Source organism: Kribbella sp. CCNWLW201 (genome assembly GCF_037203805.1).
In the GTDB taxonomy this organism is placed as follows: Bacteria; Actinomycetota; Actinomycetes; order Propionibacteriales; family Kribbellaceae; genus Kribbella.
The window spans coordinates 944,333-970,722 of sequence record NZ_JBBCBQ010000002.1 but is presented as its reverse complement, the minus strand read 5'-3'; the positions used below and the strand labels follow the sequence as shown (position 1 = coordinate 970,722).

29 protein-coding genes are annotated in these 26,390 nt (G+C 67.9%); 16 read left to right on the top strand and 13 right to left on the bottom strand.

Translation table 11 applies throughout. The features are described 5' to 3' along the window. Window positions 1–64 precede the first annotated feature (64 nt). From V9K99_RS14460 to V9K99_RS14425, 8 genes are all read left to right on the top strand, one after another. A complete protein-coding gene (locus tag V9K99_RS14460) occupies window positions 65–1,957 on the top strand; it encodes a sensor histidine kinase (RefSeq protein ID WP_337323560.1) in 1,893 nt (630 codons plus the stop codon). Next, window positions 1,930–2,604 (top strand): response regulator transcription factor, encoded by a 675-nt coding sequence (locus tag V9K99_RS14455; RefSeq protein WP_337323561.1) that lies wholly within the window; start codon window positions 1,930–1,932, stop codon window positions 2,602–2,604. Before V9K99_RS14460 ends, V9K99_RS14455 begins: the two co-directional genes overlap by 28 nt. Window positions 2,605–2,725: 121 nt before the next feature. Beyond that, on the top strand, window positions 2,726–3,946 hold the full coding sequence (locus V9K99_RS14450) for a hypothetical protein (protein WP_337323562.1): 1,221 nt from the start codon (window positions 2,726–2,728) through the stop codon (window positions 3,944–3,946). 218 nt (window positions 3,947–4,164) lie between these two features. Next, window positions 4,165–6,747 carry an ATP-dependent chaperone ClpB gene (gene clpB, locus V9K99_RS14445; RefSeq protein WP_337323563.1) on the top strand — a complete coding sequence of 861 codons (2,583 nt, stop codon included), beginning with the start codon at window positions 4,165–4,167 and terminating at the stop codon, window positions 6,745–6,747. A 60-nt stretch (window positions 6,748–6,807) separates the two neighbouring features. Continuing rightward, window positions 6,808–7,425, top strand: coding sequence for a hypothetical protein (locus V9K99_RS14440; RefSeq protein ID WP_337323564.1), 618 nt, complete (start codon window positions 6,808–6,810; stop codon window positions 7,423–7,425). 63 nt (window positions 7,426–7,488) lie between these two features. Further along, on the top strand, window positions 7,489–8,091 hold the full coding sequence (locus tag V9K99_RS14435; protein ID WP_337323565.1) for a proline-rich domain-containing protein: 603 nt from the start codon (window positions 7,489–7,491) through the stop codon (window positions 8,089–8,091). Between the two features lie 17 nt (window positions 8,092–8,108). After that, complete coding sequence (locus V9K99_RS14430; protein WP_337323566.1) at window positions 8,109–8,462, top strand: ArsC/Spx/MgsR family protein; 354 nt, start codon at window positions 8,109–8,111, stop codon at window positions 8,460–8,462. Window positions 8,463–8,532: 70 nt separating this feature from the next. Further along, on the top strand, window positions 8,533–8,799 hold the full coding sequence (locus tag V9K99_RS14425) for a hypothetical protein (RefSeq protein ID WP_337323567.1): 267 nt from the start codon (window positions 8,533–8,535) through the stop codon (window positions 8,797–8,799). Between the two features lie 132 nt (window positions 8,800–8,931). On the opposite strand, the gene V9K99_RS14420 is transcribed toward V9K99_RS14425, so the two are convergent. The 3 genes from V9K99_RS14420 to V9K99_RS14410 form a co-directional block, all read right to left on the bottom strand. Next, the gene (locus tag V9K99_RS14420) at window positions 8,932–10,083 is read right to left on the bottom strand and encodes a pyridoxal phosphate-dependent aminotransferase (RefSeq protein ID WP_337323568.1); all 1,152 of its coding nucleotides are present in this window, start codon (window positions 10,081–10,083) and stop codon (window positions 8,932–8,934) included. 30 nt (window positions 10,084–10,113) lie between these two features. Beyond that, window positions 10,114–10,917 carry a helix-turn-helix transcriptional regulator gene (locus tag V9K99_RS14415; RefSeq protein WP_337323569.1) on the bottom strand — a complete coding sequence of 268 codons (804 nt, stop codon included), beginning with the start codon at window positions 10,915–10,917 and terminating at the stop codon, window positions 10,114–10,116. Between the two features lie 82 nt (window positions 10,918–10,999). Then, window positions 11,000–11,704, bottom strand: coding sequence for a FadR/GntR family transcriptional regulator (locus V9K99_RS14410; RefSeq protein ID WP_337323570.1), 705 nt, complete (start codon window positions 11,702–11,704; stop codon window positions 11,000–11,002). A 195-nt stretch (window positions 11,705–11,899) separates the two neighbouring features. Between V9K99_RS14410 and V9K99_RS14405 the strand changes: the two genes are divergently transcribed. Genes V9K99_RS14405 through V9K99_RS14395 form a run of 3 tightly spaced genes read left to right on the top strand, consistent with a single transcriptional unit; the run spans window position 11,900 to window position 15,003 of the window. Continuing rightward, window positions 11,900–13,213: an ABC transporter substrate-binding protein gene (locus tag V9K99_RS14405; RefSeq protein ID WP_337323571.1), complete on the top strand. Its 1,314-nt coding sequence runs from the start codon at window positions 11,900–11,902 to the stop codon at window positions 13,211–13,213. 3 nt (window positions 13,214–13,216) lie between these two features. After that, entirely contained in the window at window positions 13,217–14,170 is a 954-nt protein-coding gene (locus V9K99_RS14400) for a carbohydrate ABC transporter permease (RefSeq protein WP_337323572.1), read from the top strand. Next, window positions 14,167–15,003 carry a carbohydrate ABC transporter permease gene (locus V9K99_RS14395; protein ID WP_337323573.1) on the top strand — a complete coding sequence of 279 codons (837 nt, stop codon included), beginning with the start codon at window positions 14,167–14,169 and terminating at the stop codon, window positions 15,001–15,003. Before V9K99_RS14400 ends, V9K99_RS14395 begins: the two co-directional genes overlap by 4 nt. On the opposite strand, the gene V9K99_RS14390 is transcribed toward V9K99_RS14395, so the two are convergent. Further along, complete coding sequence (locus tag V9K99_RS14390) at window positions 14,961–15,638, bottom strand: pyrimidine 5'-nucleotidase (protein WP_337323574.1); 678 nt, start codon at window positions 15,636–15,638, stop codon at window positions 14,961–14,963. The two genes, V9K99_RS14395 and V9K99_RS14390, sit on opposite strands and share 43 nt — an antisense overlap. Before the next feature lie 52 nt (window positions 15,639–15,690). On the opposite strand from V9K99_RS14390, the gene V9K99_RS14385 reads away from it, so the two are divergent. From V9K99_RS14385 to V9K99_RS14375, 3 genes are all read left to right on the top strand, one after another. After that, on the top strand, window positions 15,691–16,458 hold the full coding sequence (locus tag V9K99_RS14385; protein WP_337323575.1) for an SDR family NAD(P)-dependent oxidoreductase: 768 nt from the start codon (window positions 15,691–15,693) through the stop codon (window positions 16,456–16,458). A gap of 70 nt (window positions 16,459–16,528) precedes the next feature. Then, complete coding sequence (locus tag V9K99_RS14380; RefSeq protein WP_337323576.1) at window positions 16,529–17,269, top strand: hypothetical protein; 741 nt, start codon at window positions 16,529–16,531, stop codon at window positions 17,267–17,269. A gap of 39 nt (window positions 17,270–17,308) precedes the next feature. Then, complete coding sequence (locus V9K99_RS14375) at window positions 17,309–17,437, top strand: hypothetical protein (protein ID WP_337323577.1); 129 nt, start codon at window positions 17,309–17,311, stop codon at window positions 17,435–17,437. Between the two features lie 12 nt (window positions 17,438–17,449). On the opposite strand, the gene V9K99_RS14370 is transcribed toward V9K99_RS14375, so the two are convergent. Next, window positions 17,450–18,343 (bottom strand): LysR family transcriptional regulator, encoded by an 894-nt coding sequence (locus tag V9K99_RS14370; RefSeq protein ID WP_337323578.1) that lies wholly within the window; start codon window positions 18,341–18,343, stop codon window positions 17,450–17,452. Further along, on the bottom strand, window positions 18,300–18,560 hold the full coding sequence (locus tag V9K99_RS14365; protein WP_337323579.1) for a hypothetical protein: 261 nt from the start codon (window positions 18,558–18,560) through the stop codon (window positions 18,300–18,302). Before V9K99_RS14365 ends, V9K99_RS14370 begins: the two co-directional genes overlap by 44 nt. 101 nt (window positions 18,561–18,661) lie before the next feature. On the opposite strand from V9K99_RS14365, the gene V9K99_RS14360 reads away from it, so the two are divergent. Further along, entirely contained in the window at window positions 18,662–19,555 is an 894-nt protein-coding gene (locus V9K99_RS14360; RefSeq protein WP_337323580.1) for a LysR family transcriptional regulator, read from the top strand. Between the two features lie 151 nt (window positions 19,556–19,706). Here the strand turns inward: V9K99_RS14360 and V9K99_RS14355 are convergent, their stop codons facing one another. Together V9K99_RS14355 and V9K99_RS14350 are read right to left on the bottom strand one after the other, a co-directional pair. Then, the gene (locus tag V9K99_RS14355; protein ID WP_337001373.1) at window positions 19,707–20,531 is read right to left on the bottom strand and encodes an aldo/keto reductase; all 825 of its coding nucleotides are present in this window, start codon (window positions 20,529–20,531) and stop codon (window positions 19,707–19,709) included. A 62-nt stretch (window positions 20,532–20,593) separates the two neighbouring features. Beyond that, complete coding sequence (locus V9K99_RS14350; protein WP_337001375.1) at window positions 20,594–21,679, bottom strand: winged helix DNA-binding domain-containing protein; 1,086 nt, start codon at window positions 21,677–21,679, stop codon at window positions 20,594–20,596. 71 nt (window positions 21,680–21,750) lie between these two features. Here V9K99_RS14350 and V9K99_RS14345 point away from each other — a divergent pair, with 71 nt between their 5' ends. After that, entirely contained in the window at window positions 21,751–22,695 is a 945-nt protein-coding gene (locus V9K99_RS14345; RefSeq protein WP_337001377.1) for a hypothetical protein, read from the top strand. On the opposite strand, the gene V9K99_RS14340 is transcribed toward V9K99_RS14345, so the two are convergent. The 5 genes from V9K99_RS14340 to tdh form a co-directional block, all read right to left on the bottom strand. After that, on the bottom strand, window positions 22,686–23,096 hold the full coding sequence (locus tag V9K99_RS14340) for a hypothetical protein (RefSeq protein ID WP_337001379.1): 411 nt from the start codon (window positions 23,094–23,096) through the stop codon (window positions 22,686–22,688). The two genes, V9K99_RS14345 and V9K99_RS14340, sit on opposite strands and share 10 nt — an antisense overlap. Window positions 23,097–23,371: 275 nt before the next feature. Further along, entirely contained in the window at window positions 23,372–23,782 is a 411-nt protein-coding gene (locus V9K99_RS14335; protein WP_337001381.1) for a type II toxin-antitoxin system VapC family toxin, read from the bottom strand. Continuing rightward, window positions 23,782–24,057, bottom strand: a complete 276-nt coding sequence (locus tag V9K99_RS14330; protein ID WP_337001383.1) for a ribbon-helix-helix protein, CopG family — start codon at window positions 24,055–24,057, stop codon at window positions 23,782–23,784. The genes V9K99_RS14335 and V9K99_RS14330 overlap by 1 nt, the downstream gene beginning before the upstream one ends. Before the next feature lie 50 nt (window positions 24,058–24,107). Then, window positions 24,108–25,289, bottom strand: a complete 1,182-nt coding sequence (locus V9K99_RS14325; protein WP_337001386.1) for a glycine C-acetyltransferase — start codon at window positions 25,287–25,289, stop codon at window positions 24,108–24,110. Next, on the bottom strand, window positions 25,289–26,338 hold the full coding sequence (gene tdh, locus V9K99_RS14320; RefSeq protein WP_337001388.1) for an L-threonine 3-dehydrogenase: 1,050 nt from the start codon (window positions 26,336–26,338) through the stop codon (window positions 25,289–25,291). Before tdh ends, V9K99_RS14325 begins: the two co-directional genes overlap by 1 nt. Window positions 26,339–26,390 lie beyond the last annotated feature (52 nt).

Sequence of the window (26,390 nt, the reverse complement as noted above, 5' to 3'; positions counted from 1 at the left end):
GTTGACCTGGGTGTCACTCCTGAGAGTGACGGCAGGCGACCCTCCAGCCAGCAGAATGGGAGCTGTGACGGGACGACTACGGGGGTGGCCGGCGGGTGGTCCCGAGGCGCGGATCGGCTGGCCCGATGTCGTGCTGGCTCTCGGATGTACGGCGGTGACGCAGTACTGGCTCGTTCAGCGGGCCGACTACTGGGCCTGGGGCTCACTGTGGCTCGCTGCCTTCGTCGTCTTGTCCCCACTGCTGGTCGTGATCCGCCGGGTCGACCCTGCGCTGGCGCTGGGCGGCCTGATCGCGGGTGCCTACTCGTGGACGCTGCTGGCCGGCGGGGTCCCCTGGCCACTTCTGGTGGGCTGTGTGCTGGCGATGTGGTCTCTGCCCACGCGTTGGAGCACCGGTCCGGGCCTGGTGCTCACCGGTGTGCTCGTAGCTCTTCCGTTGCTCGTCGACCAGGAGCGGGAGACCCTGCTGGCGCGGGTGTACCCGTACACCTACCACCGCTTCCGGCTGGACGACGGAACGATCCAGACCCAGCTCGGGCTCGCCCAGGCGGCCTCCAACCGCGTGGAGGCAGCCAGTTGGCCGTGGTCGGGGTCCGTCGCGCTGGCGCTGTGCTGCGTCCTGGTTCTGATCACCCAGCGGCGACGCGGGGTCGTGCCGGTCCGTCGTACGACCGGTGAGCATGTGGAAGACCTGCTCGGTGCCTTCCGGCGGAGCGCCGACGCCCTGCCCATCGGTGCGGTGATCGGTGCGGCACTGACGTCGCTCGTCCTGGTCGAGCTGTGGTGGGATCAGGTCCACGGGAACTGGTGGTCCGCGCCCGAATGGATGCCGTATGCGGTGGCGTTCACACCACTGACACTGACGGTCCGCCGGCTGTGGCCGGCTCTACCGGCCGTGATGCTCGGTGTGGCCGCTCTGGTGTCGTACTGGCAGACCGACGAGGTCTGGACGCTCCTGCTCGCGTTGGCTGTCGCCCTGTACTCGCTGGGGACCGCACGCCCGTCCCTGGCCTGGTCGGTGCCGACGGCAGTCGTGGTGCTCGCCGCGCTGCCCACGATCGCCGAGCTGATCCGGTATCCGCAGATGGTGCTGATCTTTCCCGAGCTCGCCGACCAGCCGCTCATCGCGGACCTCGACGGCCGGCTGCGGAACACCATCTACGACGAGATGGTGGATCGGCAGTGGCCGATCAGCCTGTCGCTCAGTCTGCTGGTTCCTGTCGTCGCGGGCGTCGCGATCCGGTTGTACCGGCGGAACCGCGAGGCCGCCGGGCGGGAGCGCGAGCTGGAGCGGCAGGCGGTGGAGCGCGAGGCCGAGCAGGTGGTGCTGACCGAGCGGTCGCACATCGCGCGGGACCTGCACGATGTGGTGGCGCACGCGGTCAATCTGATGGTGATCCAGGCGGAGACCGGGCCGGACCTGGTACGTCGCGGGGACGCCGACGTACTCGAAGGGTTCCAGCGGATTGGTGATGCGGGGCGGAAGGCATTGGGTGAGTTGGACCGGCTGCTGTCGGCGCTGCGGGATGCTGACGGGGTGCCGGATCCACAACTGACGCCGCAGCCGGGTCTGGCCGAGTTGCCGCAGTTGGTGGCCGATGTGTCGAACGAGCGGCTGACCGTGGAGCTGGATCTTCGCGGTGATCGGGACCGGCCGCCGGTTGGACACCAGTTGACGGCGTACCGGTTGGTGCAGGAGGCGCTGACGAATGCGGTGCGGCACGCGCAGGCGTCGTCGGTGCAGGTGCTGGTCGAGGTCGAGGAGGCGGGGATCCGGGTGGACGTGACCGACGACGGGGTCGGGTTCGATGTCGCCACCGCGCACGATCGGGGCCGGCACGGGCTGGCCGGGATGCGGGAGCGGGTCCGGATCCACGGTGGGTTGCTCGACGTCCGCAGTACTCCTGGAGGCGGTACGACGGTCGGTGCGTGGATCCCGGTCGGAGCCGCCCGGTGATCAAGGTGATGGTGGTCGACGACCAGGATCTGGTCCGGGACGGGATCGCGATGATCCTCGACGGGCAGCCGGACATCGAGGTGGTGGCACAGGCGGTCGACGGTGCGGACGCGCTGCGGAAGGCGGCCGCCGTACTGGATCTGGCCGTCGTACTGATGGATGTGCGGATGCCGGTGATGGACGGGATCGAGGCGACCCGGCGACTGGCCGGCGGGCCGCGGGTGCTGATCCTGACCACGTTCGATCTGGACGAGTACGTGTACGACGCGTTGCGCGCGGGGGCGAGCGGGTTCCTGCTGAAGCGGTCCTCGCGGGACGAGTTGATCAACGCGGTCCGGGTGATCGCGGCCGGGGACGCGCTGCTGGCGCCGCCGGTGACGCGACGGCTGATCGACCGGTTCGCGGAGACCCGGCTGGATCCCGAGGTGGCGGCGCGGCTCGACGTACTGACGGCTCGGGAGCGGGAGGTGCTCGTGTTGGTTGCCAGGGGCAACTCGAATGCGGAGATCGCGGCCGAGCTGCACCTGACCGAGCACACGGTCAAGACACATGTCAGCCGGATGCTGGCCAAGACCGGACTGCGCGACCGGGTGCAGGCGGTGATCCTGGCGTACGACGCGGGGCTGGTGTCGGCCGGGCAGCGGTGAGTGGTTGACTACAGGGGGTGTCTGGCTGAAAGATATCTGCGACGCCGCTGTGGACAGTGCCCCCGTTCAGAACGAGGACCATGTGCACAAGCTAACCGCAGTACTGACAACCGCCCTTCTCATGACTGCACCTGGTGTCGCACATGCGGCGCCGACCGCTGTGACCTATTACGTCGACTCTGCCGCAGGCAACGACTCCGCCGCGGGCACGAGCACGTCCACCGCGTGGAAGAGCCTGGCCAAGGTCAACGGGCGTGCGCTCCAGCCCGGCGACCAGGTGCTGTTCAAGCGCGGCGGTTCCTGGACCGGCACGCTGGAGTTGTCCCGGTCCGGTACGTCGGATGCGCCGATCGTGATCGGGGCCTACGGATCCGGTGCCCTGCCGAAGGTCGGCGGGCCGGTGCTGAACTGTGTGAACGTCACTGGCTCGGACATCTTCATCGGCGACCTCCGGGCCAGCGGCTGCAACTGGGCCGGGTTCGAACTGGTCGGCGACAGCATCGTGATGGACACGGTCCAGGCCGACGCCAACGTGGTCGGTGTCTCGATCGTCGACGGCGCGGACTGGAACACGGTCCGCTGGAGCACGATCGTCGACAACAACAAGATGAGCGTGAACACGCCGAAGGAGGTCAACCCGGACGACGACTCCGGCGCGTTCGGTTTCCTGGTCCACGGCGACGACAACCTGATCAGCCGGAACACGATCAGCGGGCATTTCGCACCCAGCTACGACTATGTGTACGACGGTGCCGCGGTGGAGATCTTCAACGGCAACCGGAACCGGATCGAGTTCAACAAGACGGTGGACAACGAGACCTTCACCGAGCTGGGGCACGAGGAGGGCAAGACCGCGGACGACAACGTGTTCGCGTACAACAGCATCACCTCGTCGAAGCCGCAGGGCTCGTTCCTGGTGACCCGGGGCGCGCAGAGCAACATCGGCCCGGTGATGCGGACGGTGGCGGTGAACAATTCCGTCAACATCCCGAACGGCAACGGCTGGAGCTGTGACGCCGGCTGCGGACCGGACATCCTCAAGCTGCGCAACAACATCGTCAAGGTCGGCAAGAAGGTCGGGTACGACGATTCCTTCGACACCGGCAACCCGGCCGACGCCGCCGACGAGGCCCGCGGTGTCTACCAGGGGAGTGTCTACCAGTTCACCCTTGGCGCGAACTCGGTGAAAGCCGACCCGCTCTACACCAGCGCCACCGACCTCCGCCTCAAGGCCGGCAGCCCCGCCATCGGCCGCGGCGTGGACAGCGGCTACGACTACGACCTGGCCGGCAAGGACATCTCCGCCGCCACCCACTGGGACGCCGGCGCGTACCAGTACTGACGGCTTTACGGCTGGGGCGGCTGCCGCCCCAGCCGGTTGTCCACAGCCGGCGAATTCATGCTCAGCCGGCAGTCGTCAAACGGATACAACTTGTAGTGAGACCCCTGGGGAACCCTGAGATCTCCCCAGAATTTTCCAGAGTTGAGTGGAATGGACTCAACTTTGGATAGGTTGTATCCAGTGACTGCTGTTAGTTGAGCTTGAAAGGCTGGAACCAGATGGACGTTCAGCGGTTGACGACGCTGGCCCGGGAAACCCTGTCGGTCGCGATCCGTCAGACCTCCGCGGCGGGCAACCCGACCGTGGAACCCGTTCACCTGCTGTCCGCGCTGCTGGCGCAGCCGGAGGGCACCACCGTCGGTCTCCTCGAGGCCGCCGGCGCTGACGTCGACGCCGTACGCCGTCGTACTGCCGACTTCCTGCGCCGCCTGCCGAAGGCGAGCGGCGGCAGCGTGCAGGCGCCGAGCCTGTCGCCGAAGACGAGCGACGTGCTGAGCCAGGCGGAGCAGCGGGCCCTCGGGCTCGGCGACGAGTACGTCTCCACCGAGCACCTGCTGATCTCGCTCGCGACCGTCGAGGGCAACGCGAAGACCGCGCTCGGCGTGACCGCGGACGCGCTGCTGCAGGCGTTCGACCAGATGCGCGGCAACCGCCGGATCACCTCACCGGAGGCGGAGGGCACCACCAAGACCTTGGAGAAGTACGGCGTCGATCTGACCGAGGGGGCCAGGAGCGGCAAGCTCGACCCGGTGATCGGGCGTGACTCCGAGATCCGCCGGGTGGTCCAGGTGCTGTCCCGCCGTACCAAGAACAACCCTGTCCTGATCGGTGAGCCCGGCGTCGGCAAGACCGCCGTCGTCGAGGGGCTGGCCCAGCGGATCGTGGCCGGTGACGTGCCCGAGTCGCTGCGCGGCCGACGGCTGATCAGTCTCGACCTCAGCGCGATGGTCGCCGGGGCGAAGTACCGCGGTGAGTTCGAGGAGCGGCTCAAGGCGGTGCTGACCGAGATCAAGGAGTCCGACGGCCAGGTCATCACCTTCATCGACGAGCTGCACACCGTCGTCGGCGCCGGCGCGACCGGAGACAGCTCGATGGACGCCGGCAACATGCTGAAGCCGATGCTGGCCCGCGGTGAGCTGCGGATGATCGGCGCCACCACCCTCGACGAGTACCGGACCCGCATTGAGAAGGACCCGGCGCTGGAGCGCCGCTTCCAGCAGGTGTTCGTCGGCGAGCCTTCGGTCGAGGACTCGATCGCGATCCTGCGCGGCCTGAAGGAGCGCTACGAGGCGCACCACAAGGTCGCCATCTCCGACAGCGCGCTGGTCGCCGCCGCGACGCTGTCCCACCGCTACATCACCGGCCGCCAGCTGCCGGACAAGGCGATCGACCTGGTCGACGAGGCCGCGTCCCGGCTGCGGATGGAGATCGACTCGTCCCCGGTCGAGATCGACTCGCTCCGCCGGACCGTCGACCGGCTCAAGATGGAGGAGCTCGCGCTGTCCCGCGAGGAGGATCCGTCCAGCCAGGAGCGGCTCGAGCGGCTGCGCGCCGACCTCGCCGACCGCGAGGAGGAGCTGCGCGCACTGGAGTCCCGCTGGGAGCGGGAGAAGTCCGGCCTGAACCGGGTCGGCGAGATCAAGGAGCGGATCGACGAGCTCCGCGGCCAGGCCGAGCGCGCCCAGCGCGACGGCGACCTGGAGACCGCCGCCCGGATCCTGTACGGCGAGATCCCCGAGCTCACCAAGGAGCTGGAGGCGGCCGACGCTGAGCCCGAGGTCACCGACGGACCGGACGCGATGGTCAACGAGGAGGTCGGCCCGACCGAGATCGCCGAGGTGATCGCGATGTGGACCGGCATCCCGACCGGCCGCCTGCTCGAGGGTGAGACCGGCAAGCTGCTCCGGATGGAGGACGAGCTGGGTCACCGGCTGATCGGCCAGCGCGAGGCGGTCAAGGCCGTCAGCGACGCCGTCCGCCGGGCCCGGGCCGGCATCTCCGACCCGGACCGCCCGACCGGCAGCTTCCTGTTCCTCGGCCCGACCGGTGTCGGCAAGACCGAGCTGGCCAAGGCGCTCGCGGACTTCCTGTTCGACGACGAACGCGCCATGGTCCGGATCGACATGTCGGAGTACAGCGAGAAGCACAGCGTCGCGCGGCTGGTCGGCGCCCCGCCCGGCTACGTCGGGTACGAGGAGGGTGGCCAGCTCACGGAGGCCGTGCGCCGGCGCCCGTACTCGGTGATCCTGCTCGACGAGGTGGAGAAGGCGCACCCCGAGGTCTTCGACATCCTGCTGCAGGTGCTGGACGACGGCCGGCTGACCGACGGCCAGGGTCGTACGGTCGACTTCCGCAACGTCATCCTGATCCTGACCAGCAACCTGGGCTCGGCGTACCTGGCCGACCTCACGCTGGACGACCAGGCGAAGCGCGACCAGGTGATGGCGGTGGTGCGGCAGTCGTTCAAGCCGGAGTTCATCAACCGGCTGGACGAGATCGTGCTGTTCGACGCCCTGGGCAGCGAGGAACTGACCCAGATCGTCGCCCTCCAGATCACCGCCCTGCAGCGCCGGCTGTCCGACCGCCGGATCACCCTGGACGTCGGCGACGACGCGATGGAATGGCTCGCCCTGACCGGCTACGACCCGGTCTACGGCGCCCGCCCCCTCCGCCGCCTGGTCCAGTCCGCCATCGGCGACGAACTGGCCCGAGCCCTCCTGTCCGGAGACGTCCGCGACGGCGACACCGTCAAAGTCACCCTCAGCGAGGCCAAGGACACCCTCGAAGTCACTCCTGCCTGAATGCGACAGCGGGCCGCCGGTCACCCGATCGACGGCCCGCTTCGCCGGGAGAATGGGTGGGTGACGAATCCTCGCGCTGACTGGGTGAACACCACGCACGACTGGGCTGGCACGGTTGATCAGGGGCACCTGGAACAGATCCGTTCCGAGCCTGGTAGGTATTCCCCGGGCGGCCTGATTCACCTGGTGCTGGAAGTGATCGCCTACCCCGAGGACGAGGCTGAATCGGCCGGGCGACGCGGCGCCTGCACGGTCACTTTGTACGCCGACGGCTCCATCGCGATCAAGGACGACGGCCGCGGTACAGACACCCGGGTCGACGAACATGGTCGGCTGATCAAGAAGCCGGTCATGGCGACCCAGGATCTCCGGTTCTTCGCGAACCCGGCGAGCCCGCTGCTACCCGACGGCCACTCTCGGCGGGGGATGTCCGTCGTCGCTGCTCTCAGCGGCTGGCTTGTCCACACCAACCGCCGCCTCAACGGCTCCTGGACCCAACGTTATGAACACGGCCTTCCGGTCACGGATCTGGAACCGATCGAGAGCACCCCGTCCACCGGCACCACCGTCCACTTCCGGCCCGACGCCGTCTCCTTCCCCGGTAGCAAGCTCACCGCCGACGACCTCAGCCCCTTCCTGAGCTTCCCCAACCTCGACATTCGGGTCATCAGCGCCTGAACGGTCCGGTTTGGGGGATCTGGGAGGATCGGGGGTGAGCTGGTGGAAGGAACACGTGAGGGCATGACCGAGCAGCAGGGCAACAATTCCGGCGAGGACCGTCCCGGGCCGTACCAGGGCGTCTTCGGCTCGGCCGGCGGACCTCCCGGCTCCCGACCCGGCGCCCCGGCACCGGGTTCACTGCCGCCGGGTTCACAGCCGCATGGCACACCGCCGTACGGTGATCGGCGGAATCCGTACGGCGACCTTCCCGGTGCGTACGGCGGTCCGTTCGGCGCCCAGCGGGATCCGTACGCGCGCCCGCCCAAGCAGGTCACCATCGCCGCGATGATCTCGTTCGGCCTCGGCGCGATGTGCATCCTGCTCGCCGGCCTCGCGTTCACCTCCGCCGGCGAACAGATCGCCGAGATCGTCACCGGCTCCAAGGACGAACAAGGCATGGTCGTCGCCGTCATCCTCGCCTGCGCCGTCGCGTACATCGTCCCGGCGATCTACCTGCGCAAACGCCGCGCCTGGGCCCGCTACCTGCTGATCGGCGTCGCCGCGGTCGGTATCGCCGGCGGTCTGATGGCGCTGCCGAACAGCATCCTCGGCCTCGCCATCCACAGCACGCTGATGTTCCTGATGCTCCAGCAACCGACCAAGCTCTGGTTCTACCACCGCTGACCCGAAGGACCTCACCCGTGGAGATCTGGATCAACCCCGCCTGCTCCAAATGCCGCACCGCCACCAAGGCCCTGGACGAAGCCGGCCTCACGTACACCGTCCGCCGCTACCTGGACGACCCACCCACCGCGGAAGAACTACGCGCCGTCCTCGCCCGCCTCAACCTCGAACCCTGGGACCTCGTCCGCCACAACGAACCCGCCGCCAAACCCCTCCGCGACGTCCCCCGCGACCCGGCCCACCGCGACACCTGGATCGAGGCCATGGTGACCACCCCCATCCTCATCCAACGCCCCATCCTCACCGCCGACGACAACACCACAGCAATAGCCAGAGACCCCGAAACCCTCGCCCGCTTCCTTCCCAGCTGACCACCCAACAATCTGCTGGCAGAAGCAGGAACGGGCCAGGCGTTGTTGCCTTGAGCACCTGCTGTACGAGGTGGATCAGCTTGGCGTCAGCCAGGCCTGGCTCGAGTCGCGCGCGCCGTCACAGGACAAGCGGGACCGCAGTCTGGTCGACAGTGCGCGACGCAAAGGTCTGTTGTCGTACCGGACATCGATCGAGTTCGCGCGGCCACTTCAGGAACCGATGCTGTGGTTGCCGGATGCGGTGGCAGGCGCCGTGACGGCGGCGAACCTCGGAGAGTCGCGGTGGTTGCTGGGGTTGTCCGAGATGGTCGTCGTTCATCACGTGACAGTCCGCTAGAAGCGCGAAAGCTGGGCCCCATCATCCGGTGGGAATCCCAGCCTCACTTCTCACCAAGCAGCGCGTGGCGAGCTACCTCGAGTATGCCACAAGCAACCGACGGCTGTCGTGCGCTCTCCACACGCTCAGGGGTCAGAGTTTTTGGAGGCGGGTCAGGGCTTCTTGGAGGATGGGGGGTTGTTTGCAGAAGGCCCAGCGGACCAGGGGGCGGCCGGCTTCGGGGTTGTCGTAGAAGACCTGGTGGGGGATGGCGACGACGCCGGTGCGTTCGGGGAGCAGGCGGCAGAAGTCGATGCCGTCGGTGTGGCCGAGGGGGCGGATGTCGGTGGTGACGAAGTAGGTGCCCTGCGGGCGGTGGACGCCGAAGCCGAGGTCCTCGAGGCCGTCGCAGAGGAGGTCGCGGCGGGCCTGCAGGTCGGCGCGCAGGGCGTCGAAGTAGTCGTTGCCCAGGGCAAGTGCTCCGGCGACGGCGGGCTGGAACGGGGCGCCGGAGGTGAAGGTGAGGAACTGTTTGGCGGTGGTCACCGCGGTGACCATCGCGGGGGTGCCGGTGACCCAGCCGATCTTCCAGCCGGTGACGGAGAAGGTCTTGCCGGCGCTGCTGATCGACACGGTGCGTTCGGCCATTCCGTCGTACGACGCGAGTGGCTTGTGCTGGCGTCCGTCGTACACGAGGTGTTCGTAGACCTCGTCGGTGATGACGATCAGGTCGTGTTCGACGGCGACGGCGGTGATGCCGCGGAGTTCGTCGTCGGTGAGGACGGTGCCGGTCGGGTTGTGCGGGGAGTTGATCAGCAGCACCTTGGTGCGCGGGGTGACGGCGGCGCGGAGTTCGTCGAGGTCGAGGCGGTAGTCAGGGGCGCGGAGGGTGACCGGGACGCGGCGGCCGCCGGCGAACGCGATGCCGGCCGAGTACGAGTCGTAGTACGGCTCCAGCGCGATCACCTCGTCGCCGGGCTCGACGTACGCGAGCAGTGCGGCGGCGATCGCCTCGGTCGCTCCGGTGGTGACGAGGACCTGGGTGTCGGGGTCGTACGACAGGTCGTAGAAGCGCTTCTGGTGGTCGGCGATCGCCTGGCGCAGGGCGGGGACGCCGCGGGCCGGCGGGTACTGGTTGGCGCCGGCGCGGATCGCGGTGATCGCGTCCTCGAGCAGCGAGTCGGGCCCGTCCTGATCCGGGAACCCTTGGCCGAGGTTGACCGAGTTGGTCGCCACCGCGAGGGCGGACATCTCGGCGAAGATCGTCGTCCCGAGTCCGTTCAACCGCTCTGCGTGTTCGCGCATGACCCGACCCTAACGCCCGCCCGGTCGGGCTCAGCGTCGGCGGGAGCCGGAGGAGGGCGCGAAGACGGTGCACGTTCCGGCCAGTGAGCGGTCGCTCGAGGCCTTGACCCGTGCGTACCGGACGCCGGCGGCGAACCGTGTGCCGACGTCGAGTACCTCCATCAGGCGGGCGACCTCGTAGCGCACCGTACGCACGCTCAGCCCGAGCCGCGCCGCGATCTCCTCGTCGGTGTGGCCCGCTTCGAGTTGCTGGGCGATCACGTGCTGGCGCGCGGTCAGCTCGATCGTGCGGTCGCGGAACTCGCACGCGCGGACAGCGGTGTCCCGGACGGCCTTCAGGTACTGGCGCGTCGCGTTCACCACCTCGATGCCACGCAGCAGCATCAGGCTCCGCCGGCCGTCGACGACCGGCCCTTCGACCACGACACGTTCGCCGTCCAGCAGCTTGACCTGCAGGGCGCCGCAGGCCAGGTAGTACGGCATGTCGTCTGCGGCGATGATGAAATCGGTGACCTGATCCGCGCCGCCGCTGGGATCGAAGTAGCTGGTCATCCGTACGCCGCGCTCGACCAGCGACTGGTTGAACCGGTGACTGGCCGCGAACCCCTCCAGAGTCTGACACCGCGTCGACGTGACGGCGATCAGTTCCTCGGAGCTCCAGCACAAAGCCTGCAACCAGTCGCGCAGCGCCTCGTCGTCGGTGCCGAAGACGCGCACCTCCGCCGTACCCCTGCCCGCCAGCCACTCATCGCAGTGCCGCGCCCGCACCACCTGGAGCCGGAGCGAAGCATCCAGCACCACCTGCCGACTCGGGACATGAACGATTTCGCGCATCCCCACCACCCCCCCGTGGCTCAGATCCTCAGAAGCGGATCCTCTCATGTACGGCGGGTCACCGCAGCGACACGATCAGCTTTCACTCGGCCGGTAGGTCGACCTGGGGTTCGGGGCGGAGGGCCCGGAGCCAGAGTTCGGTTTGGGCGATGTGGGCGGAGGCGGCGGTGGCGGCCGCGGCCGGGTCGCGGCGGGCGATGGCGGCCAGGATGGCGCGATGGCCGCGGTCGCTGGTCTGTTTGATGGCGTTGAAGTCGTCACCCGGCTCGAAGATGCGGTAGTGACCGCCGCGGCCGCGGATGACTCCGGTGAGCGCGGTGACGGTCGGGTTTCCGCCGGCCGTGCAGATGGCGCCGTGGAACTCCGCGTCCAGTTGCTGGATCTCCGTCGCGTCGGTGGTTTCCTCCAGCCGGTCGAGGATCTCGCTGAGCCGTTTCTGCAGGTCCGGATCCTGCCGGGCGGCGGCTCCGGCGGTCGCGTGCGCCTCGAGCACCCGCCGTACCTCCATCAGTTCGAGGACGCCTTCGAGTGGGATCAGCTCGACCGACAACGAGAACCGGCTGATGATCTCGGCCGGGTCGAGCGCCGAGACGTACGTGCCGGAGCCGTGCCGCGACTCGATCACGCCGAGCGCCGCCAGCGAGCGGGCCGCCTCCCGCAGGGAGCTGCGGGACACGCCGAGGTGGTCGCACAGCTCGGGCTCGGGCGGGAACTTCGCACCCGGTCCGAGCTCGCCGGACGCGATCATCTGGCGCAGGCCGGCCAGCGCCTTGTCCGTGGCTGCCATCAGTACCTCCTCGTCGGCGGACCACTCAGTGGAAGAGTAAGTCCTCAGACCTCTTGTGGTCACATTGTCGCCGAAACCTTGTCATTCCCGCGCGTCGGTCACTAGGGTGCGGGGAGCGGTTGACCGAGTCATCAGATGTCCGCGCCCACCTCTGATGCCATCCCCTGGGCCTACATCCGCTGAGGAGAAAGCGCCATGCCCCACCGACCACGCACGATGTTCGCATCTCTCGCCGCCGCTGCGACGGCCGCCGCGCTGCTGCTGTCGGCCTGCGGCCCCGGCCCGGCCGAGAAGGCTGACGGGCAGGTCACGCTGCAGATGGTCGAGAGCCTGACCAACCCGACCCGGACCACGCTGCTGAAGAAGCTGATCGCCGACTTCGAGGGCCAGAACTCCGGTATCAAGGTGCAGCTGATCTCGCCGCCGACCAACCAGGCGGACCAGAAGATTCAGCAGATGCTGCAGTCCGGCAAGGGCGTCGACGTACTGGAGGTGCGGGACACCACCGTCGGCCCGTTCTCGACCAACAAGTGGATCTACGACATGGCGCCCGACCTGAAGGGCTGGGACGGACTGCAGGCGCTCACTCCGAACGCGCTCAAGGTCGCCCAGGAGGGCGGCAAGTCGTACATGGTCCCGTACGGCTTCTACGGCCTGTCGCTGTTCTACCGCAAGGACCTGGTCCAGCAGGCCGGCTTCAGCGGCCCGCCGAAGAGCTGGTCGGAGATGATCGAGCAGGCGAAGAAGATCAACAACCCGTCAAAGAACGTCTACGGCTACTCGTTCCGCGGCGGCCTCGGCGCCGGCGGCAACGCGATCGCGATCATCTCCGGCTACGTGATCGACGAGATCAACCGGGACAACGCGTTCAAGCTGACCAACGGCAAGACGATCTTCTCGTCACCGAAGGCGGTCGACGCGCTGAACGAGTACGTCGACCTGTTCAAGACCGCCTCGCCGCCGTCGTCGGTCAGCTGGGGCTACCCGGAGATGGTGCAGGGCTTCACCTCCGGCACGACGGGCTTCCTGCTCCAGGACCCCGAGGTGATCGCGACCGTCAAGCAGTCCAAGACGATCAAGGAAGACCAGTGGGGTACGGCGCCTCTGCCCGTCGGACCGACCGGCAAGGCCGCTCAACCGTTGGCGAACGCGGGCTGGGGTGTGGCACAAGGCAGCACGCACAAGCCCGAGGCCGTGAAGCTGGTCAAGTTCCTGACCTCCGGTGACGCCGCGATGACGTTCTCCAAGGAGAACAGCCTGGTCCCGATCCTGAAGTCGGCCGCCGACGACCCGTTCTTCAAGGACGGCCCGTGGGCGTCGTACGTGGCGATGAACGAGTCGCCCGACACCTACATCGTGGTGACCCAGCCGCGCGGTGTCCCGTGGTCGACCGAGTGGGGCAACAAGGCCGATGCCGACGTACAGAAACTCATCACCGGCAAGGCGCAACCGGCCGAGATCCTGAAGAGCTGGGACGAGTACTGGACGAAGAAGTGGGCCGGGAACTGATCCATGGCTTTGACTGAAACGGACCGGCCGGCTCAGCGGCCACCCGCGATGAGGCGGCCGGTCACCGGCAGGCGACGGTGGTCCGGACGAACGGCCCTGGTCCTGTTGGCCTTCATGTTGCCGGCGATCGTCTTCGTCGGATTGTTCACGTACTACCCGTTGCTCAACGGGATCTCGATGGCGTTCCGGAACTACAACCTGAACGACCTGACGGACACCTCGTGGGTCGGCCTGGACAACTTCCGCACCCTGCTGGACGACCAGATGTTCCGCGGCACGGTGTGGAACTCGATCGTCTGGGTGGTCGGCTCGCTCGTCCCGCAGTTCCTGATCGGTTTCACGATGGCGATGTGGCTGCGCCGGAAGTTCCGCTTCCGCGGGGCCTATCAGGCGCTGGTCTTCTTCCCCTGGGCGGTGTCCGGGTTCCTGATCGGCATCCTGTTCCGCTGGATGTTCAACGGCGAGTTCGGCGTGGTCAACGACCTCCTGATGAAGACGCACCTGATCGACACCCCGGTGCCGTGGCTGGCCGATGCCCGCTACGCGATGGTCTCGGTCATCATCGCGAACGTCTGGTACGGCGTGACGTTCTTCGCGATCATGATCCTCGCTGCCCTGCAGGGGGTGCCGGAGGAGTTGTACGAGGCGGCCGCGATCGACGGTGCCGGCAAGGTCCGGACCCTGTTCAGCATCACCATCCCGTCGATCCGGACCACGCTGGCGCTGACCGTGCTGCTCCGGGTGATCTGGATCTTCAACTCGCCCGAACTGATCTTCGGTATGACCGGTGGCGGCCCGGCGAACGAGACGCACATCGTCACGTCGTACATGATCCAGGTGACCCAGGAGGGCGACTACGGCCGTGCCTCGGCGATGGGCCTGATGGTCGTGTTCGTGCTGATGCTGTTCGCGGTCTTCTACCTGCTGGCGATCCGGCCCCGGAAGGGACTCGCATGATCCGCTCCGAAACCCTGGCCGGCCGGATCGTGAAGTTCGGCGGGCTCGGGATCTGCCTGCTCGTCACCGTGTTCCCGCTGTACTGGATCCTGATCACGTCCTTCAAGGATCCGGGCACGATCTTCGCGTATCCGTTGAAGTACTGGCCCGGCACCTGGTCGCTGGAGAACTATCGCGGCCTGTTCGACCAGTCGAACTTCGCCGTCTTCCTCGGCAACAGCCTGATCGTGTCGACCGTCGCCGCGGCGTTGGCCACGGTCGTCTCACTGCTGTCGGCGTACGTGCTGGCCCGGTTCGAATTCGTCTCCAAGGGCGCGGTGATGGGCGCGTTCCTGGTGACGCAGATGATCCCCGGGTTCATCGCGCTCGGCTCGCTCTACATCCTGATGACCCGGATGTACCTGGTCGACAATCGCTGGGGCCTGGTCCTGGTGTACGTCGCGATGTCGATTCCACTGTGCACAGTGATGCTGCGCGGATTCTTCGAGAACGTGCCGGCCTCGCTCGAGGAGGCCGCGATGGTGGACGGCTGTTCGCGGCTGTCCGCGTTGTTCCGGGTGCTGGTGCCGGTGATGACGCCGGGGATCGCGGCGTCGTACATCTTCAACTTCGTCAACTGCTGGAACGAGTTGTTCCTGTCGGTGACGCTGCTGAACAGCGACAGCAACAAGACCATCCCAGCCGCACTGAACGGTTTCATCAGCAGCTACAACATCGACTGGGGCTCGATGTCGGCCGCTGCGGTGCTCAGCATCGTGCCGACGATGATCCTGTTCGCCGTCGCCAGCCGCTACATCGTTGAGGGATTGACCGCCGGCGCCGTCAAGGAGTGAAGGAAAGCGGGCAGATCCCAGACCTGCCAGTGCCGCTTCCCGATCTCCTGGTACGGCGTTCCGTCGCCAGGCGATCCACCGACCAGAACGGTCGCCATGCCGCGCGCCCGTGGTACCTCGAGGTTCACCGGGAGATCGTCGAACATGGCCGCGCGGCCGGGGTCGACGCTGAAGCGGGTCAGGAACGCGTCGAGGCTCTCCTCGTACGGCTTCGGGATCAGGTCGCCGGCGAGGATGTCGAAGATGCCGTCGAAGCAGGCGGTCAGGCCGAGCTGCCGGAGCGCCTGTTCGGCGTGGTACTCCGACCCGTTCGTGTAGACGAAGCGACGACCCGGGAGGGCACTGAGAGCGGTGGCGAGGCCGGGGTCCGGGCTGAGCACCGAGTAGTCGATCCGCCGCTCGAAGCTGAGGAAGTCGTGCGGGTCGATGTTCCGCGTCGTCATCGCACCGCGCAGCGAGGTGCCGTACTGCGCGACCAGCTCGGCCTGGATCTGCCGGGCGCCGACGACATCGGTGCCGTACAACTCGGCCACCGACGACAAGATGCCGTGCGTGACCTGCTCGGCCAGCGCCGAGCCGGCCGGGTAGAGCGTGTTGTCGAGATCCAGCACCCAAGTGTCGATGTCCGCCAGCACCCGTCCAGAGTAATGACAGACTGGGGCTGGGAATCTACGGGAGGACGGAAACGTGGCGACTGCGCTCATCACCGGGCCGGCGACCGGGATCGGACGGGCGTTCGCGGACAAGCTGGCGCTGGAGGGCTACGACCTGGTGCTGGTGTCGCGGGACGAGGCGGCGCTGAAGGAGACCGCGACCGAGATCACCCGCGTGCACGGGGTCGCCTGCGAGGTCCTCGCGGCGGACCTGACCGACCCCGACGACCTCGCCCGGGTGGAGGAACGGTTCCGGACCGGGCCGATCGAGGTGCTGGTGAACAACGCCGGCTTCGGGCAGAAGAAGCCGTTCTGGGCGAACCCGGTCGAGGTCGAGGAGAAGCAGCTCGACCTGCTGGTCCGGGTCGTGCTTCGGCTGACCCATGCCGCCGTACTGCCGATGATCGAACGCGGTTCGGGTGCGGTGATCAACGTGTCCTCGGTGGCGGGGTTCCTGCAGCGCGGGAGCTACAGCGCGCACAAGTCCTGGGTGACGAACTTCTCTGCCGGGCTCGCGGTCGAGCTGCACGCCAAGGGCGTTGCGGTGATGGCGTTGTGCCCGGGGTTCGTGCATACCGAGTTCCACGAGCGGATGGGGATGGACAAGACGATCATCCCGTCGTTCATGTGGCTGGACGCGGCCGACATGGTCGACGCCGCCTGGAAGGACCTGATGCGCGGCAAGGCGATCTCGATCCCGTCCCGCCGCTACAAACTCCTCACCGCCGCGGCCCGCTACACCCCCCGCACCCTGATCGCCCGCGTCTCCACCATCGGCCTCGACGGCCGCCGCCGCGCCTGACATCAGAACCCAACCAATTCGCTGTGGCGTGCGTCCAAGGGGGCACATCACAACGAGAAAGTGGGGGGACATGAACACACGGGGGCGGAAGCTGTCGGTCACAGTGGGGCTGCTGCTGGCCGGCACGTTTTTGGTGGCTTGTGGCAACGAAACTGGCGGGGGGACGCCGGCGGGGAACGCGAGTACGACGCCGAGCTCGACCCAGACCGGCGGACCGAATGCCACGCCGAGCCCGGTGCAGGTGTCGATTCCGGAGCAGCGGAAGACGCCGAGTCCGGTGCCGAAGCCTGCGCGGCTGACGACTTCGATGTTGCTGACCGGGGCCGACGTGGCCAAGGCGGATCCGAAGCGTGGATGGCACGCGACCACCGGCTCCGCCGACCCGATCTGCGGCCCGTCGTCGACCCGCGGCAACGGTGCCCGCGGGAGCCTGAACCGGAACTTCACCACGGGACTGGACGCGTCCGGCGGCCACTGGCTGACCCGGTACGACGACGCGCGCGCGGCCAAGACGGCGTACGACAAGATCGTCGCGACGATCAAGTCCTGCAAGGCGCTCGATCCCGCGGCGACCCACGCGCGCAAGCTGACCGAGTACCGCACACTGCCGCTCGGTGACGCGACCACGATCCTGCGCTGGTACGACTACCCGCTCCCGTCCGACCCCGGTAGCGAGCCCGGTGGTTTCCCGTACGCCGTTACCCGCAAGGGCAACGTCGTCTCCGTCCTGGCCTTCCGCGAAATGGGCGACGGCGTGGCGCCGGCCAACTTCGAGAAACTCACCCGCGCCGCCGCCGGCCGACTGGGCTGATCATCGACGGCTCCGCCGACTTCTTGTTAAGTCTCTGCAGTGATCCTTTGCGCACTGACCGACGCACACCAGGCCCCGGCGCGGCGACTGGCCGAGGAATACCTGTCCGATGCGGCCACGCTCGCCGAGCTGTTGCAGGAGCGCTGGCAGGAACTCTGGGGCGACTGAGGGAGCCGCTGATCACAGCTTCTCGGCGACCTCGGTCAGTACGGCGAGTGTCGCGGTGACGAGCGGGTGATCGGCCCGGCTCTGACGGACGGCGGCGTACACGCGTCGGGTGGGGACCGGCTCAGTCAGCGGACGGGTCACTGCGAGCGCCGGTACGGCGAGACGCGGGACGAGCGAGACACCGCCGCCGGCCGCGACCAGCGCCGCGACGGCGCGGAAGTCGTCGGACTGATGGACGACTCGCGGCTGGAAACCGGCTTGTTCGCAGGCCAGCAGGACGACGTCGCGGATCGGGTTGCCGGGCGACGGCATCACCCAGTCGTCCGCCGCGAGCATCGGCAGCTCGATCGTGTCGGTCGCGGCGGCTGGGTGCGTTGGCGGGAGTACGGCGACGAAAGGCTCGGCGTACAAGGGGATTCGGATCAGGCGCTGGTCGTCCGGGCGAGGCGAACCGCGGTGTTCGACGGCGATCGCGATGTCGGCGTCGCCGTCGAGCAGCTGGGTGATGCCTTGGTGGCCTTCGGCATCGCGGATGACGAGGTCGAGGCCCGGGTTGGTGTCGCGGAGGCGAGCGAGAGTCGGCGCGACGAGCAGGCTGATCGCGGTGGCGAACGCGGTGATCCGGACCTCGCCGTTTGCGCCGTTCGCGTGCAGCCGCATGGCGTCTTCGGCGCGTTCGACCTCGGTGAGGATCGTGTCGGTGTGGGCGAGCAGCAGGCGGCCGGCCGAGGTGATGGCGACCCGGCGGCCGCGGCGTTCGAGCAGTTCCTGGCCGACCTCGGACTCCAGGGCCGCCAGTTGCTGCGAGACCGCCGAGGGCGTCAGATGCAGCACCTCGGCGGCCGCGGTCACGGTGCCGTGATCAGCAAGCGCGCGCAGCACTCGCAGCCGTCGTACCTCGATCACGAACCTCAGCTTCGCACAGCTCGCGACCGGCGCCGGGCAGCAGCGTCAGCGTGGGACGAGCGGCGGCCGGCTCCGGCGCCTCCTCCGCGCGGAGGAGGCGACGTACGGCGCGGAGGCGGTGGCGGGGTGGTTCGTACGGGACGGTCGGGGCGTCGGCCATCCCGGAGCGGGACTCGCGGGCGACCTTGTCGATCACGGTGAACGGGAAGATGTACATCAGGTGGTTCCTTTCGACCCTTCGACAGTAGGAACTCGCACCTTGATGCGTCCAATGAAAGTTCTTCGCAGAGTTGATGTGTTTGGTGCATGATCTAGGTCATGGAACTCCGCCAACTCAGATCGTTCGTGGTGGTGGCCGAGGAGATGAACGTCGGCCGGGCCGCGACCCGGCTGCACCTCACCCAGCCGTCGCTCAGCCGGCAGATCGCCGCCCTCGAGCACGACCTGGGCGTCGAACTGTTCGCCCGGGTACGACGCCGGTTCGTGCTGACCGCGGCCGGGGAGACGTTCCTGGCCGACGCGCAGGACCTGTTGCGACGATCCGACGAGGCGGTCCGCACGGCGCAGCGGACCCAGCGCGGCGAGCTCGGGACGCTGCGGTTGCGCTTCGTCCAGTCCGCGACGTTCGAGGTGCTGCCGCGGTTGCTGGGTTCCTTTCGGCAGGCGTACCCGGAGGTGGTGCTCGATCTGGAGAGCGTGACGACCATCCGGCAGACGGAGGCGTTGCGCGACGGCCGGATCGACGTCGGCCTGATGCGCCCGTCGACCCCGGAGGGCGCGCGGACCACGGTGGGCCGCACGAACGGGTTGCTGACCCGGGTGGTGTCGAACGACCCGCTGGTGGCGGTGCTTCCGGCGCGACACCGGCTGGTACGGCGGAAGCGGATCCGGCTCGAGGAGCTCGCCGAGGACCCGTTCGTGTTCTACACGCGCCTCAGCGGGCCCGTCGTACACGACACGATCGTGGCCTACTGCCGGGCGGCCGGTTTCACACCGCGGATCGAGCAGGAGGCGGCCGACGTCCAGACGATCGTGTCGCTGGTGGCCGCCGGACTCGGCGTCTCGCTGCTGATCGGCCCGACCCCACCGTCGAACCCGGACGCGGTCGTCTACCGCGAGTTGTCCGACGACCTACCACCCTGGCAACTCTCCGTAGCCTGGTCCCCCGACAACCGTTCCCCAGTCCTGGCCCGCTTCCTAGACCTCCTCTGACCCCACCCCACCCACCTCGTCGGCCCACCCCCATTTGAGGGGTCAACCCCTGAGGTGGTGGGTTTGGCCGCCGAATTTTGGGTCCGCAACCCACAAGCTGCGGGGTTGACCCCTCAAATGGCAGGTGGCGTGGCGGCGCAGGGTGGTGGGGTCAGCCGAAGGTGTCGGGGTCGCCGCTGGTGCGGATGCCGGTTTCGAGGTCGGCGATGGCGGCCATGTCGTCGTTGTCCAGCTGGAAGTCGAAGACCTCGAAGTTCTCCTGGATCCGGCTCGGCGTCTTCGACTTCGGGATCACCACGTTGCCGAGCTGCAGGTGCCAGCGGATGACCACCTGCGCGGGCGTCTTGCCGTGCTTCCCGGCCAGCGTCTGCAGCGCGGGCTGAGTCAGCAGCTCGCCCTGCGCCAGCGGGCTCCACGCCTGCGTGACGATGTCGTTCTCCGCGTTGAACGCGCGCAGTTCGTCCTGCGGCAGTGCCGGGTGCAGCTCGATCTGGTTCACCGCCGGCCGGATCGTGGTCTCCTCGAACAGCCGCCGCAGCGCCGGCTCGTGGAAGTTCGACACCCCGATCGCGCGGACCCGCTTGTCGGCGTACAACTGCTCGAACGCCCTCCAGGTGTCGACGTACTTGTCCTTCTTCAGCGACTGCCAGTGGATCAGGTACAGGTCGACGTACTCGAGCCCGAGCCGCTCCAGGCTCGCGTCGAACGCGGCCAGGGTGGTGTCGTAGCCCTGGTCGCTGTTCCACAGCTTGGTGGTGATGAAGAGGTCGTCGCGGGGGAGGCCGGACGCGGCGATCGCCCGCCCGACGCCGGCCTCGTTGCCGTAGATGGCCGCGGTGTCGATGTGCCGGTAGCCGGCCTCGAACGCGGTCGTCACGACGTCGGTGACGATGTCGTCCTCGATCTGCCAGACCCCCAGGCCCAGCTGCGGGATCTCGACACCGTTGTCCAGAGTGATGGTGGGGACTGTGCTCATTCGTCTATTCCACCGGGCCGAAGGGTTCCGGCCCAGTCATCCGACGTGTGACAACAACCTCATCAACTCGCCGTAACCACCGCAGAGGTCTTCGCATCGGGTTCCAGGAACCGCAGCAGCCCCGCTCCCTCCCGCTCCAGCTCCGCCCCGGTCTTCTTCGTCGTACGCCCGAACGGGGTCAGCGTGAGAGTCGCCACACCGCGCTTCTTCTCCGCCGTCCACAGGCCCGCGACCAGACCGTCGACCGTGTACGTCGCTTTGACACGAAGGTTCTTGGTGAACACGGCCGGCTTGTGCTCGTCGGCGATGATCCGCTCGCGTTTGGCGTGCGCGAGCAGCAGGTTGTCGAACTCGGGCAGGAACCGCACCGGCGCCGGGGTGTCCGGATCCGGCCGCGGTGCATCCGGTACGTCGTACAGCGTCTTGCCGGCCTCATCGGTGAACTGCTCGAGCTCGAGCCCGTCGAACACCGGCTTCGCCTTCGGCAACCCGGACCAGGTCTGGAAGTCGGCCGGGGTCGCCGGACCGAATGCCTCCAGATAGCGGACGACGAGCTCCTCGGGCAGCGCCTTCGCGTGCAGCTTCCCGCCCAGCCACGTCTCGGCCGGGGTGAACCGCGCGTTCGCCGGCCAGCCCCAGCGGGTGCCGGTCGGGTACATCACCAGCGGCACCATCATCCGGGTGCAGAACCCGAGCGCCCGCTCGTTCACCGCCGGGAACTCCTTCTGCAACGCGTCCCGCACCTCGGTGAACGTCAACGGCTCCTTCGCCAGCAACTTCTGCGCCGCCTTCACCACCTTCGCCGGCTCGAGCCCCTCACCCCGCTCCTTCAACATCCGAAGCCCCGCCTCGAGCACCGGTGCCAACGTCGTCCGGAACCGCAGGTAGTCCTCAGCGGTCACCAAATGCAACGTCCCCCGAAACAACGTCGCCCGCACCACCGCCCGATCCTCGACCGCCTGATCGAGCTGCTGCTCCTCGAACCCGGCGAGACGCGACCACAGCCCGACGTACGGATGCTTCGGCTCCTGCCCCTGCATCCCGACCAGGCGCCCCACAGCCTCCACCACGGACGCGTCGCTCCGCTCCAGCAACAGCTGCCGAGCAAGCGTCGCCCGGTTGATAGCCCTCGCACTCAAGACCGCCATACCCGCATCCTCGCGCACCCCACCGACAAACCACCTGCACCACCAGGCAGTCCCTGCCATCCTGGACCGTGATGACGCGCCCCACGCTCGCTCTGGACCACTACGCCGATCTCGAGCGGCCACAGCAGGACGACGAACTCGTGACCGCCTCGATCGGTCCCGACGGAGAGGCCGTCGCGCTGTGGGCGTCAGCCCAGGACGTCGCGGCCTTCGGTGATGCTCGCTGGGACGGGCTCGACCGGCCGGTCTCAGTTCGGGCGACGCGGCACACACCCGACCTGGTGCACGTCGCCTCGATCTCCAACTTCCGGCTCGCCTACCCGCAAGTGCAACCAATGCCGGGTGGCGGCTTCCTACTCGTCGCTCCTCGGGTGTACCGCCGGGGCGACAGTGCGCCGCCCAACGCCGCGATCTACGACGCCGAGGGGAACCAGACCGCCGAAGGGCTTCTCGGCGATGGCATCCAGCACCTGCAGACCACGACCTCGGGTGCCGTCTGGGTCGGCTACTTCGACGAAGGTGTGGTCGGCAACCTCGGCTGGGGCCAGGGACCGGGTACGACGCCGATCGGCGCATCCGGCCTGGTTCGTTTCTCGCCCGAACTCGAACAGGAGTGGAACTTCTTCGACCTCGGCCTGCCGTACATCCTCGACTGCTATGCCCTCATCGTCACCGACGAGACTGCCTGGACCTGCTACTACACCGACTTCCCGGTCGTCGAAGTGAGCCCAGACGCTGTCCGTTCGTGGCAGAACTCGGTCAAGGGCGCTCAGGCGCTCGCTGTCCACCGAGGCCGGATCGCGCTGTACGGCGGGTACGGCGACGACCGCGATCGGCTGGTGATCGGCAGGCTCGGCGACAGCGTGTTGGAGCGCGACCGCGAGTATCGCCTGACCCTCCCGAACGGCGATCCGGTGCTCGGAGCCACCGCCGTACTGGGTCGAGGATCGAGCGTGCACGTGATCGTCGACCGTCAGTGGTGCCGCGTGGATCTCGCCGACCTGAGTCAGCTGTAGTCCTTCTCGTCGTACTTCGGGAGGGCCAGGAGGCGGCGGATTTCGGCGGCTGGAGCTTTGCCGCTCTCGGCTGAGGCGAGGCGGATGTGCTTTGCCATCGCCGAGAGGCTGTCGGCCTCGGCGACCTGCAGCCAGTGGGGCCGGGCTGCGGCGTCTGCTTTCGCCAGGGCCTGAATCTGTGTGGCGACCTTGGTCGGCCACGCGATCGTCAGCAGTTGCCGTGACTCAGCCAGATTCGCCGCCGCCACGGCCCGGGCTCGCGCCTGAAGCGTCGCCACCGACGCGCCACCGTTGGCCGCCTTCTCGAACCGCTCCAGCGCCACGTTGTACGGCCGAGTCACCTCCAGGTACTTCTTCCCCGCCGCAGCCAAACTCAGCTGCACCGGCTTCGGAGTCACCACGGGAACACTCCGCTCCACACTGGGAGCCCCCACACCAGGCGTCACCGCACTCGGCGTCGCGGTAGCCGGACTAGGCGAGGTAGCCGCAACAGGCTCCTCCTCACCACACCCCGCCACGCCCAACAACCCCACAACTCCAACCAAAATCAGCACCCGACGCATAACACTCCTCACCCGGACGAAACGCATCACCCTAGCCCCCGCTGGACACGCAGCTACAGCGGACGAACTGCAGAGCTCTCCACACGTCTCGCGGCCAGGCCGGCGCAGCGGCGTTACTCGCGGCCGGGTGACGCGACGGCTAGGGAGTTACGGCGGCAGGCGTCCGCCAGCCGGTCGTCGTAGGTGACGACCAGGTCGGCGTCGATCAGCACTGCTGTTGCAAGGTGGATGGCATCGAGGCTCCGAAGCACCAGCGGCTCGATCCGGCGAGCGACGCTGACGACCTCGGCTGTCATCGGCCGCTCGTCGATACCGGACATTGCCCCGTCGATCAGCTCTCCGGCGCTCGCCGGGGCCTTGGCCCGCGCCAGGACGACGCGGGACACCTCGACCCAGGCGAGCGAAGAGGATGCCAAGAGGTCGGCCTGCTGGTAGTGCGTATCGAGGAAGTCCACCAGGTTGGCGGATTCCTGCTCCACGATCACTCGCTTGATCAAGGCGCTGCTGTCCACGTAGACGCGCATCAGAAGCGGTCGTCCCGATCGAGCAGGCTGAGACTGTCGGTGCCCTTCGGGAGGCGGATTCGTGGCGTCACCTTCCGATAGGCGACCCGCGCCGGACGTACTTCTCGCGCTGCCCTGGCCCGTTCGCGATCGCTTGCGGAGGAATCGTCCTCGACCAAGTGGAGATGACGTGTGACAGCTTCCCGGACGATCTCCTGCTGTGACCTGCCGGTGCGCTCAGCCTCGGCCTGGAGCGCCGACGCGGTCTCGGGGCTGAGTCTCAGATTCATGGCCATGAACCTATGGTACCGCGATTGGTACCACGGTTGGCACCAATCCTGAGAGGTCAGCTGAGGGCGGCTCGGGCTTCTATGAAGGCGGCGATGGCGCGTTCTACGTCGTCGGTGGAGTGGGCGGCGGAGAGTTGGACTCGGATTCGGGCCTTGCCGTGGGGGACGACCGGGTAGGAGAAGCCGATGACGTAGACGCCGAGGTCGAGGAGTTTGTCGGCCAGGCGGCCGGCTTCGGCGGCGTCGCCGATCATGACGGGGGAGATGGGGTGGTCGCCGGGGAGGACGTCGAAGCCGGCCTCGGTCATCTTGGTGCGGAAGAGGGTGGTGTTGGCCTTGAGCTTGTCGCGCAGGTCGCTCGACCCGCCGATCAGCTCCAGCGCCTTCAGGGACGCGGCGGTGACGGACGGGGCCAGGGAGTTCGAGAAGAGGTACGGGCGGGAGCGCTGCCGGAGCAGTTCGACGATCTCGCGGCGGCCCGAGACGTAGCCGCCGGAGGCGCCGCCGAGGGCCTTGCCGAGGGTTCCGGTGAGTACGTCGACCCGGTCCTTCACGCCGAACAGCGACGGGGTGCCGGCTCCGTCCGGGCCGACGAAGCCGACCGCGTGGGAGTCGTCGACCATGACCAGGGCGTCGTACCGGTCGGCCAGGTCGCAGATCTCGTCGAGTGGGGCGACGTACCCGTCCATCGAGAAGACGCCGTCGGTGGCGATCAGCCGGTAGCGGGCGTCGGCGGCGTCCTTGAGTTGGGCCTCGAGGTCGGCCATGTCGCGGTTCTTGTAGCGGAAGCGACGGGCCTTGGACAGCCGGATGCCGTCGATGATGCTCGCGTGGTTGAGCTCGTCGGAGATGACCGCGTCCTCGGCGCCGAGCAGGGTCTCGAACAGGCCGCCGTTCGCGTCGAAGCAGGAGCTGTAGAGGATGGTGTCCTCGGCGCCGAGGAAGTTGCTCAAGGCACCTTCCAGGTCCTTGTGGATCTGCTGGGTCCCGCAGATGAAGCGGACGGACGCCATCCCGAAGCCCCACTGGTCGAGTGCGTCCCGCGCAGCTGCGATCACCGCTGGGTGGTCGGCCAGACCGAGGTAGTTGTTGGCGCAGAAGTTGAGCACCTCCTTGCCTGAAGCAACGGAGATCAGCGCCTGCTGCGGTGAGGTGATCACCCGCTCGGACTTGTACAGCCCGGCGCCCCTGATCTCGCCGATGGTCGCCGTCAGGTCGTCCCGCATCCGCCCGAACATCAGTGCTTCTCCTCCAGGGATTCCGTCGTCCAGTCCATGATCACCTTGCCGCACTGCCCCTGCCGGGCCACGTCGAAGGCGCGCTCGAAATCGCCGTACCCGAACCGGTGGGTGATCACCGGGGTCAGGTCCAGTCCGCGTTCCAGCATCACCGACATCGAGTACCAGGTCTCGAACATCTCCCGGCCGTAGATGCCCTTGATCGTCAGCATGTTGAGCACCACCGTGCTCCAGTCGATCGCGATCTCGTCCGACGGCAGCCCGAGCATCGCGATCCGGCCGCCGTGGGTCATGTTCGCGAGCATGTCCCGCAGCGCGGCCGGCTGCCCGGACATCTCCATCCCGACGTCGAACCCCTCGCGCATGCCGAGGCTCTGCTGCGCCTCCGCGATGCTCTCCGAGCCCACGTTCACCGCGCGGGTGACGCCGATCTTGCGGGCCAGATCCAGCCGGTACTCCGACAGGTCGGTGATCACCACGTTCCGCGCGCCGGCGTGCAGCGCGACCGCCGCCGCCATCACGCCGATCGGCCCGGCGCCGGTGATCAGCACGTCCTCGCCGACCAGCGGGAACGACAGTGCGGTGTGTACGGCGTTGCCGAACGGATCGAAGATCGCGGCGACATCCAGGTCGACCGGGTCCTTGTGCACCCACGCGTTGCTCGAGGGCAGGGCGACGTACTCGGCGAATGCGCCCGGTACGTGGACTCCGAGTCCGCGGGTCTTGATGCACAGGTGCCGGCGGCCGGCCCGGCAGTTGCGGCAGCGGCCGCAGACAAGGTGACCCTCGCCGCTGACCAGGTCACCGACCGCGATGTCGCGGACACCGACGCCGATCTCGACCACCTCACCGCAGAACTCGTGCCCGGTCACCATTGGCACCGGCACGTTCTTCTGCGCCCAGTGGTCCCAGCTCTGGATGTGCAGATCGGTGCCGCACAACCCCGTGCGGAGCACCTTGATCAGAACCTCGTCGGCCTCGATCTTCGGCTCCGGGACGTCCTGCAACCACAGGCCGGGCTTGGCCTCGGCCTTCACGAGTGCCTTCACGGCACACCTCCACCTTCGACGATCGTCCACATCGTCGTCCCGGGCAACCACC